The organism is Pseudomonas sp. SED1, assembly GCF_034044025.1.
In the GTDB taxonomy this organism is placed as follows: Bacteria; Pseudomonadota; Gammaproteobacteria; order Pseudomonadales; family Pseudomonadaceae; genus Aquipseudomonas.
Genome location: NZ_JAXCIS010000088.1, coordinates 24817 through 40052, shown reverse-complemented (window position 1 = coordinate 40052; position 15236 = coordinate 24817). Strand labels below are relative to the sequence as shown.

The window sequence follows — 15236 nt, the reverse complement described above, 5'->3', positions numbered from 1 at the left end:
CGCTCCCACATTGGATTTTCTCTGTATTTGGAATTGTGTCTCTTTTTGGAGACTAGGCGATGCCCAAGGCAACCATCTTCTTGTACAAGGTCGACCGGCCAAGCCCCAGCCGCTTCGCCGCCTCCACCACATTCCCTTCACACGCCTTCAACGCCGCCCCAATCACCTGCCGATCAAACCGCTCCCTGGCCGCGCTGAAACTCTCGCCCTCAACGGTCTCTACCGAGCTGTGCTCTACCGGACTGAACGTACCAATTGCCGCGCGAATTTCACTGGCATCCAGCACCAGGTCATCACTCAACAACGCCGCCCGCTCCAGCACATTGCGCAGTTCGCGGATATTCCCCGGCCACGCATGCTGCGCCAACAACGCCAAGGCCTCGCGGTCCAGTTCATGCTGGCTGCGCAACTCCTCCAGTATCGCCTCACTCAACGCCGGCAAATCATCCAGCCGCGCACGCAACGGCGGCACCTGGATCGGCAGCACATTCAGGCGGTAATACAGGTCCGCGCGGAACTCTCCGCGCTTGATCGCCGCTTCCAGATCCATGGAGGTGGCGGCAATCACCCGCACATCACTGTGGATCATCTCGTTGGAGCCCACTGGCTCGAACTCTTTCTCCTGCAACACCCGCAGCAGCTTGCTTTGCAGCGGCAGCGGCATGTCGCCGATCTCATCGAGAAACAGCGTGCCGCCCTGGGCAATCTGCAACTTGCCGGGGCGGCCCTTGCGGTCTGCGCCGGTAAACGCGCCCGGTGCCGTGCCAAAGAATTCGGCTTCCAGCAAATCATGGGGAATCGCCGCGCTGTTGATGCTCACAAAGGCTTTGTGCGCCCGAGGCGATGCACCGTGAATCGCCTGGGCCAGCAACTCCTTGCCGGTCCCGGTTTCCCCCAGCAACAACACCGGCGACTCCGCACTCGCACTGCGCCGGGCCCGGCGTTTGACTTCCAGGCTGGCCGCGCTGGTGCCGATAAAGTGCGCAAAGTTGTACTTGCTCTGCCGCGACCGTAGCAGCGACCGGGTGGAAGCCAATTCCTGCTGCATGCTCAGGTAGCGCTCGATCAGCGGCGACAGGTTGCGCAATTCATCAAACAGCGCAAACCCGATCGCACCGATCACCTTGCCTGCGTCGTCGTGGATCGGCAGGCGCATCACCACCAGCGGGCCTTTGGGCGTGTCCTGGATATCCAGCAGAATCGGCTGGTCGTTGCGGACCACCTGGCGTAACAGGCTGTTGGAAATCACCTGCTCGCACGGTTGGCCGATGGCTTCGTCGGCACTTTTCAGGCCGAAGCGCTTGGCGTAACGCTCGTTCATCCAGACGATGTTGGCGTCACCGTCGACAATCACCGTGCCTTCGCTGGACTGCTCGATGATCTCGAACAACGACTGGATCGCCAGGCCTCGAACGTATTGGTAATCCTTGAGGCTGCCGGTGGCGTTCATGGATGCGCCGCCGCGAGGAGTTCCTGGGTGTAGGGATGTTGAGGCGCGGCAAACACTTCGTCGCTCGGCCCGCGCTCCACCACCTTGCCGTCCTTGATCACGATCATGTCGTGGGCCAGGGCCCGCACCACCGCCAGGTCATGGCTGATAAACAGGTAGGTCAGGCCATACTTTTCCTGCAACTCAAGCAGCAGGGCGACCACCTGTTTCTGCACGGTACGGTCCAGCGCCGAGGTGGGTTCATCCAGCAGGATCAGCGCCGGTTTGAGTACCAAAGCCCGGGCGATGGCGATGCGTTGGCGCTGGCCGCCGGAGAATTCGTGGGGGTAGCGATGGCGGCTGGCCGGGTCCAGGCCGACATCTTCCAGCACGCGGATCACTTGCGCTTCGCGGTCCTTGAGGCTGCACGGGGCGTGCACTTCGAGGCCTTCGCTGATGATCTGCGCCACCGACATCCGCGGGCTGAGGCTGCCGAACGGGTCCTGGAACACCACCTGCATCTGCTTGCGCCACGGCTGCATCTGCTTTTGCGTCAGGCCGTCGAGGGCCTCGCCCTGGAAGCGAATCGCGCCGCTGGAATCCAGCAGCCGCAGAATCGCCTGGCCCAGGGTGGATTTGCCCGAGCCGGACTCGCCGACAATCCCTAGCGTCTTGCCGCGCTGCACCGTCAGGCTGATGCCGTCCACCGCTTGCAGGTACTGCTTGCGCCGGAACAATCCGCCGCCCAGCGGGAACTGCACGCTCAGGTTATCCACCTGCAGCACGGTCTCCCGCGCCTCGTGATTCAAGACGATGCCTGCCGGTTCAGCATCCAGCAGCAGGCGGCTGTAAGGGTGCTTGGGGGCGCAGAACAGGGTTTCGCAATCCGCCTGTTCGACAATTTCCCCTGCTTTCATCACGCACACCCGCTGGGCAATGCTGCGCACCAGGTTGAGGTCATGGCTGATCAGCAGCAGCGACATGCCCAGCCGTTGTTGCAGGGACTTGAGCAGCAGCAGGATCTTGCGCTGCACCGTCACATCCAGCGCGGTGGTCGGTTCGTCGGCGATCAACAGTTCCGGCTCGCAGGCCAGGGCCATGGCGATCATCACCCGCTGGCGCTGGCCGCCGGAGAGTTGATGGGGGTAGGCCTTGAGGCGTTCCCGGGGTTTCTGGATGCCCACCAGTTCCAGCAATTCAAGGATCCGCGCCTGGGCTTGCTTGCCGCCCAGGCCCTTGTGCAACAGCAGGGTTTCGCCGATCTGCTTCTCGATGCTGTGCAGCGGATTCAGGGAGGTCATCGGCTCCTGGAAGATCATCGCGATCCGGTTGCCCCGCAGTTTTTGCAGGGTGGCGGGCGAGGCGCCGAGCAGTTCCTGGCCGCGATAACGCACCGAACCGGTGGTTTCGGTGCCGGCCTCGGGCAGCAGTTGCAGGATCGAATGGGCGGTCACCGACTTGCCCGAACCCGACTCGCCCACCAGCGCCAGGCACTCGCCGGGGCGCACGTCCAGGCACAGCTTGCGCACCACGGTCTGGCCGTTGAAGGCGACACTCAGGTCGCGAATCTCGATCAGGTTTTCAGTCATCTCAACGGCCTTCATGAGCGTGGGTCGAAGGCGTCACGCAACGCCTCGCCGATAAACACCAGCAACGACAGAATCAGCGCCAGGGTGAAAAACGCGGTCAGCCCCAGCCATGGCGCTTGCAGGTTTTGCTTGCCCTGGGCGATCAGTTCACCCAGTGACGCGCTGCCGGCGGGCATACCGAAGCCGAGGAAATCCAGGGCGCTCAAGGTAGAAATCGCTCCGGTCAAAATGAACGGCAAATAGCTCAAGGTGGCGGTCATTGCGTTTGGCAGGATATGCCGGCGGATGATCTTGCCGTCCCCCAAGCCCAGTGCCCGCGCGGCCTTGACGTACTCCAGGTTGCGCCCCCGCAGGAACTCGGCGCGCACCACGTCTACCAGGGCCAGCCACGAAAACAGCGCCATGATCCCCAGCAACCACCAGAAATTCGGCTCGACAAACCCCGACAGAATGATCAGCAAGTACAGCACCGGCAGCCCGGACCACACTTCCAATATTCGTTGCCCGAGCAAGTCCACCCAACCACCGTAGTAACCCTGCAAGGCACCGGCGGCGATGCCGATGGCAGCGCTGATGGCGGTGAGGGCCAGGGCAAACAGGATCGATACCCGTGCGCCGAAGATCACCCGTGCCAGTACGTCGCGGGATTGGTCGTCGGTGCCCAGCCAGTTCACGCCCGATGGCGGGCTGGGGGCAGGGCGGGTCAGTTCATAGTTGGGCGTGTCGTCGCTGAACGGGATCGGCGGGAACAGCATCCAGCCGCCGTCCTTCTTGATCAGGTTCTGCACGTATTCACTGCGGTAATCCGCCTGGAAGGGCAGTTGCCCGCCGAACTCCTGCTCGGTGTAACGCTTGAACACCGGGAAATACAGTTCGTCCTGGTAGCTGAGCACCAAAGGTTTGTCATTGGCGATCAACTCGCCGCCGAGGGTCAGGATAAACAGGCCGATAAACAGCCACAGCGACCACCAGCCGCGACGGTTTTTCTTGAAGCGTTCAAAGCGCCGACGGGCCACGGGAGAGAGCTTGAGCATCAGGCGTTCCTCGCGGCGAAGTCGATACGCGGGTCCACCAGGGTGTAGCAAAGGTCACCGATGAGTTTTATCAAGAGGCCAAACAGCGTGAAGATAAACAGCGAGCCGAACACCACCGGATAGTCCCGTGAAACCGCTGCTTCGTAGCTCATGCGGCCCAGGCCGTCGAGGGAGAAAATTACCTCGATCAGCAGCGATCCTGCAAAGAACACCGCGATAAACGCCTGGGGAATCCCCGAAATCACCAACAGCATGGCATTGCGGAACACATGCCCGTAAAGAACCCGGCGTTCACTCAAGCCTTTGGCCCGGGCGGTGACCACGTACTGGCGGGTGATTTCATTGAGGAACGAGTTTTTGGTGAGGATGGTCAAGGTGGCAAAGCCGCCGATCACCAGGGCGCTGACCGGCAACACCAGGTGCCAGAAGTAATCGGCGATCTTGCCGACGGTGCTCAATTGGTCGAAATTTTCCGAGACCAGCCCGCGCACCGGGAACCAGTTCAACGAGGTGCCACCGGCGAAGACCACGATCAGGAACATCGCAAACAGGAACGCCGGCATTGCGTAGCCAATGACGATCGCGGTGCTGCTCCACACATCGAAACTGCTGCCATGGCGCACCGCCTTACGAATCCCCAGCGGGATCGACACCAGGTAGGTGATCAAGGTGGCCCACAGGCCGAGGGAAATGGTCACCGGCATCTTTTCCAGGATCAGGTCGGTCACGCTTTTGCCACGGAAGAAACTGTTGCCGAAGTCCAGCTGGGCGTAGCTCTTGAGCATCAGCCACAGGCGTTCCGGCGCGGGTTTGTCGAAGCCGTATTGTTTTTCGATGTCCTTGATCAGCTTCGGGTCCAGGCCACGGCTGGCCCGTGAGCCGCTGCTGAGGCTTTCGGCAGACGAACCGCCGACGCCGCCGCCACCGATGCCTTGCAGGTGGGCGATGGCCTGTTCCACCGGCCCGCCGGGCGCGGCCTGCACGATGACGAAGTTCACCAGCAGGATAATCACCAGGGTGGGAATGATCAGCAGCAAGCGCCGCACGATATAGGCAAACATCAGCGGGCTCCCGGGCGTTTGGTCAGTTCGGCTTTCATCTGTTCATTGGTCAATGGCGTGGGGCTGATTTCCCACCAGGTTTCCAGGGCCTCATCGGTTTTGGCCTCCACGGCCGGGCGGCCGAAGCGGTTCCACCACGCGGCGGAGGTGCCCGGCGGGTAGTAGTTGGGAATCCACAGGTAATTCCATTGCAGCACGCGGTCCAGGGCGTGGGCGTAACTGAGCATCTGCGCCTGGGTGTTGGCCTTGACCAGGCCGTTGATCAGGCTGTCGACGGCCGGGTCTTTCAGCACCATGTAGTTGTTGGCGCCGGTATCAAACGCGGCGGCGGAACCGAAGTAGTTGTACAGCTCCATCCCCGGCGAGGTGGTGACCGGGAAGCCGGTGACGATCATGTCGTAGTCCCGGGCCATCAGGCGGTTGACGTATTGCGAGGAGTCGATACGGCGGATATTGAGGGTGATGCCGATCTGCGCGAGGTTGCGTTTGTACGGCAACAGCAAGCGCTCAAGGCCGTTCTGGGCATTGAGGAAGGTGAATTCCAGCGGCTCGCCCTCGGCATTCACCAGCTTGTCGCCGTCGGGTTTCCAGCCAGCCTGCTCCAGCAGCGCCAGGGCTTGCAGTTGCTTGTCGCGGATCATCCCGCTGCCGTCGGTGGTCGGCGCCTTGAAGACTTGGGTGAACACTTCGTCGGGAATCTGCCCGCGCAGGGGTTCCAGAATCGCCAGCTCCTGGGCGTCCGGCAGTTGGGTCGCCGCCAGTGGGCTGTTGGAGAAGAAGCTTTGCTGGCGGATGTACATGTTGCGCATCATCTGCCGGTTAGCCCATTCGAAGTCCCACAACATGGCCAGGGCCTGGCGCACGCGGCGGTCCTTGAACATCGGCTTTTGCACGTTGAACACATAGCCCTGGGCCGGTTGCGGCGCCTCTTTGGCCAGGTGCGCGCGCTGCAGGCGACCATCGTCGAGGGCCGGGCCGTTGTAGCCGATGGAGTAGCCGGTGGCGGAGAATTCGCGGTTGAAGTCGTAGGCACCGCCCCGCAGGACCTGGCGCGCCACTTCGGTGTCGCCGAAATATTCCAGGCTCAGGTGATCGAAGTTGTACAGGCCGCGGCTGATGGGCAGGTCTTTGCCCCACCAGTTCGGGTCGCGCTTGAAGGTGATGGTGTTGCCGGCATCGACCTTGCTGATGGTGTACGGGCCGCTGCCCAAGGGAATCTCGTAGCCGCCACCGTCGGCGAAGTTGCGGGTTTTCCACCAATGTTCGGGGAATACCGGCAGGGTGGCGACATCCAGGGGCAGGGTGCGGTTTTCGTTGCTGGAGAAATCAAAGCGCACCTGGCGCGGGCCTTCGACTTCGACGTGTTTGACGTCGGCGAACAGCGTGCGGTAGCGCAGGCTGCCTTGGGTCATCAGCAGGTCGAAGGTGTAGCGCACGTCTTCGGCGGTGATCGGCTGGCCATCGGCGAAGCGCGCCTTGGGGTTCAGGTAAAAACGCAGGGACAGACCGTCGTCTGACCGCTCCATTTTTTCCGCCACCAGGCCGTAGACCGTGTAGGGCTCATCCAGGGAACGCTGGGCCAGGGGCGAATACAGCCAGCCGTCGACCTGGCTGACGCCGATGCCTTTGTCTCCATAGGGCAGTACATGGTCGTAGCGCCCGATTTCGATCGCCGAACGCCGCAAGCTGCCGCCCTTGGGGGCATTGGGGTTGGCGTAGTCGAAATGGGTGAAGCCGGGTTGGTATTTGGCCGGTTCGCCGTATACGGTCAGCGCCGACTGCGGCGCGGCGATCACGGCGGTGCTGGCCAGCAATAGGGCCAGGGTGGAGCAAAACAGGGTAGAAAAAGCGACTCGCATTATCAGCCTTGGGCGCCGGGTGAAGAGGTAAAGGGATTTGTACGCTATGCGCGTGCGCCTCGCCAGTTATCACACTGTCACAGATGCACAACGGCCCACCAAAAGGCGGGCCGTTGTTTTAAACATTAGCGCGGACCGTATCAGTCCTGACGGCTGGTTACTTCCAGCAGGTGATAACCGAACTGGGTTTTCACTGGGCCTTGCACGGTGTTGACCGGGGCGCTGAAGACGACGGTGTCGAATTCTTTAACCATCTGGCCCGGGCCGAACGAACCCAGGTCGCCGCCTTGACGGCTGGACGGGCAGGACGAGTTGGCTTTGGCAACTTCGGCGAAATCGGCGCCGCCTTCGATCTGTGCTTTCAATTCGTTGCACTTGTCTTCGGTGGCAACCAGGATGTGACGGGCGGTGGCTTTGGCCATGAGGGATAACTCCTTGGGTAAAAACGGTGAGCGTACCGGATTCAGGTGGTTATTTCCTGGCAAAGTTCCCCAAGAATGAACCGTAGCCTTAGGAGCGCCGTCGCCCGTAGCAGCTGTCGAGCCCCAGCGAGGCTGCGTCAGCCGCGCCGCCGCTGTTGCGCCAGGCACATGACCGGGTCGCTCCCAACGCAGCCTCGCTGGGGCTCGACAGCTGCTACGGGGGGTGATGGTGGGTCAGGTGTGGCGGGCCATTACGCCGCTGTGGGTCAGCCAATCGATAAACAGCGCAAACAGCTCCGCCTGGGAGTTGATCTCAAGCTTGGTATATAAATGCTTGCGGTGCATGCGCACGGTTTCCGGGGAAATGCCCAGCACTTGGGCGGTTGATTTCACCGAGTGCCCGCGCAATATCAGGTGGGCGATCTCCCGTTCGCGCACGGTCAATACACCGCTGCCAAAATGCATGAACGCCGCTTCTATCTGCTGATGCACCTGGGTCTGGGTGAAAGTCTCGTCACTGATCACCTTGCACAGCCCGCCCGTGGTGCCGAAGCGCCGCAGCAGTTCACGCACGATGGGTTGGGCGGTTCGTTGCAGCGCCAGTTGTTCATCGCTGAACTGGCCGGCACTCAGCCCCTGGAACATGCACAGGGAAATCTTGCTGTTGGGGCACAGGTCGACGATGTAATAGCTCTCTTGGGCGCCGCCGCTGCGCAGGTAGTAGGTCTTGTAGTACTCGCTGTTGAAGAAATCGTCCGGGGCGATTTGCGCCAAGCGGTAGAAACCTTCGGCCAGGCCCTTGTCCACCGCCAGGCAGAACGGGTCCAGCAGGTAGCCCCGGGAAAAGTAGCGGTTGATGATTTCTTCGTAGTGCGGCCGGGGGATGCCTTGCTGGTACAGCAAGTGCGGCGCCTGGCCCTGGCGCTCCAGGCTGATCATCATCGATTCGATGGGTGTCAGGGCGCTGAGGGCGCGGGCCAGGTGTTCAAGGAACGACGCTTCGTCAACGCTGACGAAGGCGTGGGCCAATGCGCCATTCCAGGCTTCAAGCACCTGGAAGGACGGGGCAGGGCAGTGATCGGCATTCTGGTTCATGCCGGCCAGTCTACCCGCCGGCCAGGGCCCCGGCAAAAGCACCGGGGCGCCCAGGCTCATCGGCCCTGATACTCGCCGCTCTGGCGCAGCTCTTCGGCGGTGTCGAGGATGCACTGGCGCAGGATTTCCACCACTTGATCCACCTGGGCATGGGTAATGATCAGCGGCGGCGACATCACATTCAGGTGACCGATGGGCCGCACCAGCAAACCTTTGGCCTGGGCCCGCAGGTGGATCTTCTCGCCGATGTTTACCGCGTCCGGCAGCAGCGCCTTGGTATGTTTGTCGGCGACAAACTCAATGCAGGCCATCAAGCGCTGGCAGCGCACGTCGCCCACCAACGGCAGGCTGGCCAGGGTTTGCAGGCGCTGTTCGAGGTACACGCCGACATCCTCGACATGCGCCAGCAGGTTTTCCCGCTCGATGATCTCGATGTTCTTCAGCGCCGCCACGCAACTCACCGGGTGGCCGCTGTAGGTGAACCCGTGGGTAAAGCAACGGCCCTTGCCCGGCTCGCCGATCACTTGCCAGATGCGATCCGAGAAAATACATGCGCCCAACGGCAGGTAGCCTGACGTCAGGCCCTTGGCGGTGGTGATGATGTCCGGCTGCATGTCGAACACCTCCTCGGAGGCGAAGAATTTTCCCAGCCGGCCGAAGGACGTCACCACTTCATCCGCCACGTAGAGCAGGTCGTAGCGTTGGCAGATTTCCCACATGCGCCGGTGATAACCCTTCGGCGGAATGATCACACCGCCTGAACCCATGATCGGTTCAGCAAAGAACGCGGCGACTTTATCGGCGCCGATGGTCAGGATCTTGTCTTCGAACTCATCCACCAGGAAATCGAGGAACTGCGCTTCGCTCATGCCCTCCGGCGCCCGGTAATAGTTGGGGCACGAGATGTGGTGGAACAGGTCGCTCATGAAGTCGAATTCGGGGGCGCGGTCGGCGGCCTTGTTGCCGATGGACATCGTGAGGAATGTCGAGCCGTGGTACGCACTGAAACGCGAGATGATGTGTTTCTTCTCATGCTTGCCGCGGCTGTTCTGATAGAACTGCACCAGGCGGTAGGCGGTATCGACGGCCGTGGAACCGCCGGTGGTCAGGAACACATGGTCGAGGTCGCCGGGGGCCAGGCTGGCAAGTTTGGCGCACAGTTCGATGGCGGTGACGTTGGCCATGTCGCAGAACGGGTTGGAGTAGGCCAACTGGCGCACCTGGTTGGCGATGGCGTCGGCCATTTCTTCGCGGCCCAGGCCGATGTTCGTACACCACATGCCGCCGACGGCATCCAGGTAACGGTTGCCGGTGGTGTCGTAGATGTAGGCACCGTCACCGGCCGCGATGTTCAGCGAGCCTTGCTCACGGTGCTCATCGAACATATGGAAGCCGTGCATGTAATGCGCCTTGTCGGCGGCGTCCAGTTGCTCGTGGTCGAACTGGGCGAAAAAAGCAGGATTTGGCAGAGTCATGGCATTTACCTTCAATGGCTGGGTTTCACTTGCCGGTCTTCACGGCGTTCCAGGTACGGGTGATCAGGCGCACGGCGGCTTGGGACTGGCTTTTCTGGGTGAACAAGCGCTGCATCGTCGCCGCGTCCGGGTAGATGGCCGGGTTGTCGCGTATATCCGCATTTACAAAGGGCTTGGACGCCAGGTTGCTGTTGGCGTAGTGAATGCTGTTGCTGACGCCGGCGATGACCTGCGGTTGCAGGAGGAACTCGATGAACGTGTGGGCATTCGCCACGTGCGGGGCGTCGGCTGGGATGTAGAAGTTATCGAACCAGATCAGCGAGCCTTCATTGGGAATGAAGTAACCCAGGTTGACCTTGGCCCCGGCTTCCGCCGCCCGGGCCTGGGAAGTGGCGTAGTCGCCCGACCAGGTAGTGGCCATGCATAGCTCGCCGTTGGCAAGGCCGTTGATAAAGCCGCTGGAATCGAATTTGCGGATGTACGGGCGCACGGCCATCAGTACATCCTGGGCAGCCTTGAGGTCTTTGGGCGCCACGCTGTTGGGGTCGAGGCCAAGGTAGGTCAGGGCCAGCGGGATCATGTCAGTAGGGGAGTCCATGAAGGTGATGCCACAGTCGGCAAAGCGCGAAATGACCTTGGGGTCGAAGATCATCGCCAGCGAGCCAATAGGCGCATCCGGCATGCGTTCCTTGATCTTGTCGATGTTGTAGGTCACGCCGTTACTGCCCCAGGTGTAGGGCGCCGAATAGGTCACGCCCGGATCATGGGTTTCAAGGCTTTTCAGCACTAGCGGGTCTAGGTTGTTCCAGTCGGGCAGCAGCGTTTTGTTGAGGGGCTGGAAGGCCTTGGCCTTGATCAGCAGCGGCACCAGTGACGCGTTGAGCACCACCAAGTCATAACCCGAGCGCCCCGAGAGCAGCTTGCCCTGCACGGTTTCGTAGGAGTCGTAGGTGTCGTAGACCGACTTGATGCCGGTGGCTTTCTCAAAGTCGGCGAGGGTGTGTTCCCCGATGTAATCGGCCCAGTTGTAGATGCGCAAGGTGTTGCCCGGGTCGTCAGCGGCCTGGCTGAGGGACGTGAATGCAAGCAAGACAGCGCTGAACAGGGCGATAACAGCTTTATGCATGGCGGACCCACCTTGAAATTGTGCTTGTTGTCAGGCCGAGGGGCTGATTGCACTTTCAGGCAGGTAGCGGGTGGGCGCCATACCCCGTTCGGGTAGGAGGCGTCAGGGCAGTACGATGTAGTCGTTTCGCGTGACGACCGGGCGGTGAGCGCCTTGCTCCAGGTGGATATAGCGTCCGTCTACCAGGTCGATGGGCAGGCAGTCATCGATATCCAGCACACCGTCGGTATGAGATTGCGTCCAGTGCGGGAGCATCTGCCGTTTGCCCTGGGCAGCAGCTTCCTTGGCCGTGCGCGCAACCACCAGCAGGTAGTGGTGGGCTTCGCCAAAGATGTTCGATTCATAACCGCCCAGATTGATGAAGTACAGGCGCGGCGCACCGGCGTTAGGCGCCAGGTGGCTGAGCTGGACTTTCCAGCCGTCGACGCCGTCGACCGTCATCCAGGAATCGATATGCACACCTTTCGGGCTGCCAAACCAGCCCTCGCGCAGTTGCGGGTAGGCGCCTTCCAGGGTGTCGGCCACGGCGAACACTACGTCATGCACTTCGATTTTCGCCCGGGGGTGCTTGCCCCCAAGCATGACCACAAACAGCATTGCGCGTCCTTTGTTTGGCTGGGATGGAAAGGGCCACGATCCTTCGATTGAACCCTTTTGTCCAGTCGGTGCCACACTGTTAATTCGCGAATTCATCAGGAGGTTGTCATGCGCACCATTGATCTGGCCGGCGTTCCCGTCCCTGTTATCGGCCAGGGGACCTGGCGCATGGGCGAAAATCCCGGCCAACGCAGCGCCGAGGTCGCCGCGTTGCAATTGGGTATTGATGAGGGCATGACCCTGATCGATACCGCTGAAATGTATGGCGAAGGCGGCGCCGAAGACGTCGTCGGCGAAGCGATTCGCGGCAAGCGCGACCAGGTGTTCCTGGTCAGCAAGGTGTACCCGCACAATGCCAGTCGCAAAGGCGTTCCACTAGCCTGTGAAGCCAGTCTCCGGCGTCTCGGCACCGACTACATCGACCTGTATCTGCTGCATTGGCGTGGGCAATATCCCCTTGAAGAAACGGTGGAAGCCTTCGAGCGCTTGCGTGAGGCGGGCAAGATCGGTCGCTGGGGCGTGTCCAACTTTGATGTGGCCGACCTGCAGGAACTGGCGTCCCCGGTCTGTGCCACCAATCAGGTGCTCTACAACATCGAAGAGCGCGGCATAGAGTTCGATCTGCTGCCTTGGTGGCAGCAGCATAATTTGCCATTGATGGCCTACTGTCCCATTGCCCAGGGTGGCGAGCTGTTGGCCAGCCCAACCCTTAAGCAAATTGCCCGTCGCCATGAGGTCACACCCGCCCAGGTTTCCCTGGCCTGGGTATTGCGCCAGGACGGTGTGATCGCCATTCCCAAGGCCGTGACGCCCGAGCATGTTCGGCTCAATGCCGCGGCGGCAAAGCTGGTGCTGGATGAGCACGACCTGGATGCGATTGACCGGGTTTTTGGTGCGCCGAAGCGCAAGCACCCATTGGCGATGGTTTAGTAACCGACAGAAACGGCGCCGTCCATGGCGTTGCCGTGTCTGTTTCGGTGGGTGCTTAGCCGGCGGCTACCGGGCTGCGCCAGTCATCAGAGCCCGTGGTACCGCATGCCTTATGGGTCCATAGGATTTTTCGGTAAGTGAAATACACATCCTCCAAGTGAGTGAAGTGCGCATTGGTCGGGTCCTGGCAGTTGGGCATCCGTGACTGGATGTCCACCAGAATCGCGTCCTCCAGCTCGATGGTGAAGTAGTGCTCCTGGTTGCCGACTGAACAGGTGCGGTACAAGTCAAGGCGGCACTTGACCATTTCCCCGGAGGTCAATGCGTTGAACAGTAGCGGCGAAGATTTATCGAATATCTTGCTGATCATCAGCGGCTTGTGCACGCGCTGCCCGGTGGGTTGGCCGGATTGTGGATCACGGGGAATGATCACCTGGTGCTGGAACCCCTGCACCAGAATCTGGTTTTCGTGGCCTTCCTGATAAATGTTGCCGACCGAGTCCTTAGTGAACGTGCCTGCCGTAATGAAGCCTTGCTTGGCGCCGGTGATGGATAGATACGCGGGTGTTGGCATAAGTGGTTTCCTTGCCTGATAAATGAGGTCGCCCCAGTCGGCTGATTTGCCGACTGGGTAATACTCGATATCAAGAAGCGTGCCGGAAAGTCCAAAAGCTAATGAAATCTGGGAGTTAAGATTTTATTGGTTTTCTTTTATGGCGTAATGCTGGTTTGTAGCTGAAGTTAGTTGTATTTGTTTGCGCAGAGGTGTGCAGTTAGTTGCAGCGTATTGATACGTGGCTTGTTCGCCGGGGCGATACATAAAACATAGTCGTACGCGTTATTTGGGTTGCGCAACTTGTTGCGCACCGGCGAATTTTTATTTTTGTAGGAAATTCCTTAACCGTTACTTCGTGGCTTGAACATTGCCTTTTACATGGATAAGGTTCGTACTCTTCTCGCCGGGAAGACGAACTTAAAGCAGTGTTCTGACGTTTGCTTAAATTGCCGTTAGTTCACTCATGTGTCCAGGGAAGTAGAGTGCGGCCCATAATGGTTTATTCAGACAGGCTTTCCGATTTCTACCTGAAACTTGCGCAGACGCCCAACTCGATAGAGAGTTTTGCGGGCGCCGATATGCGTTTTTCTACTGAGTACGAGGCACTTGAAACCGAACTGGGCAAGGCGCATTCAATGCACGGTAACAGTCAGCCTGACTGGCAATGGGTCGTGGAAAAAAGTGAGGCCTTGTTACGCCAACAGTCCAAGGACTTGCGAGTCGCGGTCTGGTTGACCTGGGCATTGCATCAGCGCGAATCCTTCCCCGGATTGCTCGCAGGCCTCGGATTGTTGCGCTACCTCTGTGAGCATCATTGGGCGGTCGTATACCCAAGCAAACCGCGCACCCGCAGTGCAGCATTTGGTTGGCTGGTCCCTCGCCTCGATCAGATGCTTGCGCAAAATCTTTCGTTCAAGGACCAACGGCCCTTATTCCACTGCATGCTCGAACACCTGACCCGGCTGGATGAGTTATGGACTCAACATCTCTGCGGAGATGCGCCATTGTTGCTACCGATTCGCAGGCGGCTCTCGGACGGGTTGCAGCAGACAACCGAGAGCGATCCACCGAGTGTTATCGCAGCAGGGATCGCCCAGATCACACAGGTAGCGACTCAACTGCTGGCGCCCGAGCCGGTCGTGGATAACGAAAGGGATGCCCATAAGCTGCTGCGTATGCTGCAGGAGAATGCCCGGCCTTTGTCTGCCTGGTGGCAGCGCCAGAATGCTACTGACCTGCGCGCGCTACGTCTGAACCGAACGTTGACCTGGCTGACGATCACCAGCCTCCCGGACTGTGACAACGAGCAGGTCACGCCTTTGCGAGGCCCGGCGCCGGACAAGCTCAAGCGCTACCAGGAGCGCTTTGTCCAAGGGCAGTACGCCGACCTGTTGTTGGAGCTTGAGGTCAGCCTGGCTTGCGCTCCTTTCTGGTTTGACGGGTTGTACAGGGTGTGGGAGTGCCTGCAGACACTTCAGGCCGATTTGGCCATGACCGAGCTGGAAGTGCACTTCGCCTTGTTGCTCCAACGATTGCCTGGGCTTGTGCAGTTGCGCTTTCACGATGGAACACCGTTCGCCGACTCCGTCACCCGGGGCTGGATCAACACGCAGGTTACCCGCCATCTGCAAGGTCCGGTGTCACCCAAGACTGCACTTGATGCCCAAGCGGCCCCTTGGGACAAAGCATTACACGACGTCATGCCCGTGCTGCGCAAGGATGGCTTCAAGGCGGCCGTTCGGTCGCTCAAGCAAGGCCTGCAAAGCGCCGCAGGCGACCGTGCCCGATTTCATTGGCGGCTAGGCCAGGCCAGGTTGTGTGTGCTGGCGGGCAAGCATGACCTTGCCAAAGTCCAGCTTGAGCACCTGGACCACGAACTGCAGCAATCAGGCTTGCAGCGCTGGGAGCCCGAACTCGCGGTTGAAGTGCTTCAACTCCTGCATGGCTGTTGTGACGTGTTGCCGCAAAGCCATTCTGTGCGTGAGCGCAAGGAAGATGTCCATCGCAGGCTATGCCACTTCGATCTTGAAGCGGTACTTGAATAGGCTTTCGAGCCACCCGAA

General features: G+C 60.4%; 13 protein-coding genes. 2 read left to right on the top strand and 11 right to left on the bottom strand.

What is annotated here, in order from left to right; all coding sequences use genetic code 11:
• Nucleotides 1–52: 52 nt before the first annotated feature.
• The 10 genes from SNL23_RS11905 to SNL23_RS11860 all read right to left on the bottom strand — a co-directional run bounded on the left by SNL23_RS11905 (nucleotide 53) and on the right by SNL23_RS11860 (nucleotide 11687).
• On the bottom strand, nucleotides 53–1450 hold the full coding sequence (locus SNL23_RS11905) for a sigma-54 interaction domain-containing protein (RefSeq protein ID WP_318302337.1): 1398 nt from the start codon (nucleotides 1448–1450) through the stop codon (nucleotides 53–55).
• The gene (locus SNL23_RS11900; RefSeq protein ID WP_076016311.1) at nucleotides 1447–3018 is read right to left on the bottom strand and encodes an ABC transporter ATP-binding protein; all 1572 of its coding nucleotides are present in this window, start codon (nucleotides 3016–3018) and stop codon (nucleotides 1447–1449) included. Before SNL23_RS11900 ends, SNL23_RS11905 begins: the two co-directional genes overlap by 4 nt.
• Before the next feature lie 11 nt (nucleotides 3019–3029).
• Entirely contained in the window at nucleotides 3030–4052 is a 1023-nt protein-coding gene (locus SNL23_RS11895; RefSeq protein WP_076016310.1) for an ABC transporter permease, read from the bottom strand.
• Nucleotides 4052–5113 carry a microcin C ABC transporter permease YejB gene (locus SNL23_RS11890; protein ID WP_003208021.1) on the bottom strand — a complete coding sequence of 354 codons (1062 nt, stop codon included), beginning with the start codon at nucleotides 5111–5113 and terminating at the stop codon, nucleotides 4052–4054. Before SNL23_RS11890 ends, SNL23_RS11895 begins: the two co-directional genes overlap by 1 nt.
• Nucleotides 5113–6972: an extracellular solute-binding protein gene (locus SNL23_RS11885; RefSeq protein ID WP_167663896.1), complete on the bottom strand. Its 1860-nt coding sequence runs from the start codon at nucleotides 6970–6972 to the stop codon at nucleotides 5113–5115. Before SNL23_RS11885 ends, SNL23_RS11890 begins: the two co-directional genes overlap by 1 nt.
• Nucleotides 6973–7112: 140 nt before the next feature.
• Complete coding sequence (locus SNL23_RS11880; protein ID WP_003208024.1) at nucleotides 7113–7394, bottom strand: peptidylprolyl isomerase; 282 nt, start codon at nucleotides 7392–7394, stop codon at nucleotides 7113–7115.
• Nucleotides 7395–7628: 234 nt separating this feature from the next.
• Nucleotides 7629–8489 carry a LuxR family transcriptional regulator gene (locus SNL23_RS11875; RefSeq protein ID WP_318302336.1) on the bottom strand — a complete coding sequence of 287 codons (861 nt, stop codon included), beginning with the start codon at nucleotides 8487–8489 and terminating at the stop codon, nucleotides 7629–7631.
• A gap of 56 nt (nucleotides 8490–8545) precedes the next feature.
• Nucleotides 8546–9964: an aminotransferase gene (locus SNL23_RS11870; protein WP_076016308.1), complete on the bottom strand. Its 1419-nt coding sequence runs from the start codon at nucleotides 9962–9964 to the stop codon at nucleotides 8546–8548.
• Nucleotides 9965–9989: 25 nt separating this feature from the next.
• Nucleotides 9990–11090 (bottom strand): polyamine ABC transporter substrate-binding protein, encoded by a 1101-nt coding sequence (locus tag SNL23_RS11865; RefSeq protein ID WP_318302335.1) that lies wholly within the window; start codon nucleotides 11088–11090, stop codon nucleotides 9990–9992.
• Nucleotides 11091–11192: 102 nt separating this feature from the next.
• On the bottom strand, nucleotides 11193–11687 hold the full coding sequence (locus tag SNL23_RS11860) for a DUF1543 domain-containing protein (protein ID WP_076016306.1): 495 nt from the start codon (nucleotides 11685–11687) through the stop codon (nucleotides 11193–11195).
• A gap of 108 nt (nucleotides 11688–11795) precedes the next feature.
• Between SNL23_RS11860 and SNL23_RS11855 the strand changes: the two genes are divergently transcribed.
• Complete coding sequence (locus SNL23_RS11855) at nucleotides 11796–12617, top strand: aldo/keto reductase (RefSeq protein ID WP_076016305.1); 822 nt, start codon at nucleotides 11796–11798, stop codon at nucleotides 12615–12617.
• A gap of 55 nt (nucleotides 12618–12672) precedes the next feature.
• Here SNL23_RS11855 and SNL23_RS11850 read toward each other — a convergent pair whose 3' ends face one another.
• On the bottom strand, nucleotides 12673–13191 hold the full coding sequence (locus SNL23_RS11850) for an Hcp family type VI secretion system effector (RefSeq protein WP_076016304.1): 519 nt from the start codon (nucleotides 13189–13191) through the stop codon (nucleotides 12673–12675).
• A 476-nt stretch (nucleotides 13192–13667) separates the two neighbouring features.
• Between SNL23_RS11850 and tssA the strand changes: the two genes are divergently transcribed.
• Entirely contained in the window at nucleotides 13668–15218 is a 1551-nt protein-coding gene (gene tssA, locus SNL23_RS11845; protein WP_318302334.1) for a type VI secretion system protein TssA, read from the top strand.
• Nucleotides 15219–15236 lie beyond the last annotated feature (18 nt).

Coding starts and splice junctions, on each gene's coding strand:
- SNL23_RS11905 (WP_318302337.1), bottom strand. CDS start 1,450: ATGAACGCCACCGGCAGCCTCAAGGATTACCAATACGTTCGAGGCCTG.
- SNL23_RS11900 (WP_076016311.1), bottom strand. CDS start 3,018: ATGACTGAAAACCTGATCGAGATTCGCGACCTGAGTGTCGCCTTCAAC.
- SNL23_RS11895 (WP_076016310.1), bottom strand. CDS start 4,052: ATGCTCAAGCTCTCTCCCGTGGCCCGTCGGCGCTTTGAACGCTTCAAG.
- SNL23_RS11890 (WP_003208021.1), bottom strand. CDS start 5,113: ATGTTTGCCTATATCGTGCGGCGCTTGCTGCTGATCATTCCCACCCTG.
- SNL23_RS11885 (WP_167663896.1), bottom strand. CDS start 6,972: ATGCGAGTCGCTTTTTCTACCCTGTTTTGCTCCACCCTGGCCCTATTG.
- SNL23_RS11880 (WP_003208024.1), bottom strand. CDS start 7,394: ATGGCCAAAGCCACCGCCCGTCACATCCTGGTTGCCACCGAAGACAAG.
- SNL23_RS11875 (WP_318302336.1), bottom strand. CDS start 8,489: ATGAACCAGAATGCCGATCACTGCCCTGCCCCGTCCTTCCAGGTGCTT.
- SNL23_RS11870 (WP_076016308.1), bottom strand. CDS start 9,964: ATGACTCTGCCAAATCCTGCTTTTTTCGCCCAGTTCGACCACGAGCAA.
- SNL23_RS11865 (WP_318302335.1), bottom strand. CDS start 11,090: ATGCATAAAGCTGTTATCGCCCTGTTCAGCGCTGTCTTGCTTGCATTC.
- SNL23_RS11860 (WP_076016306.1), bottom strand. CDS start 11,687: ATGCTGTTTGTGGTCATGCTTGGGGGCAAGCACCCCCGGGCGAAAATC.
- SNL23_RS11855 (WP_076016305.1), top strand. CDS start 11,796: ATGCGCACCATTGATCTGGCCGGCGTTCCCGTCCCTGTTATCGGCCAG.
- SNL23_RS11850 (WP_076016304.1), bottom strand. CDS start 13,191: ATGCCAACACCCGCGTATCTATCCATCACCGGCGCCAAGCAAGGCTTC.
- tssA (WP_318302334.1), top strand. CDS start 13,668: ATGGTTTATTCAGACAGGCTTTCCGATTTCTACCTGAAACTTGCGCAG.